Genomic DNA, 231 nt, shown 5'->3' with positions numbered 1-231 from the left:
GCATGTGTCGCACGGATTGGGCGGCGGCGTCGATCAGCATATCAAGGACATCGCCCGCCGCTGCGAGGGGCGCCTCGTGTCGCTCGTGCTTCGGCCGGAAGACGGCGGGCGGCTGGTGTCGATCGGTGCTTGGGATGCAGATTCGTCGATGCGAATCGCAGTCGATGCGCAGCAGGGTTCGGCCGCGCTCCTGCCGTTCCTGAAGGCGATCGGCGTCGATCTGGTCCACTA

1 protein-coding gene is annotated in these 231 nt (G+C 66.2%); it reads left to right on the top strand.

What is annotated here, in order from left to right:
• Positions 1–231 (top strand): hypothetical protein (locus AC1RPK_RS07845; RefSeq protein ID WP_481769373.1); only part of this gene is annotated, 231 nt, incomplete at both ends.

This window comes from Dellaglioa sp. CoH-55-MRSF-6 (assembly GCF_056782215.1).
The sequence above is the reverse complement of the archived record's forward strand: the minus strand, read 5'-3'. Positions and strand labels throughout refer to the sequence as shown.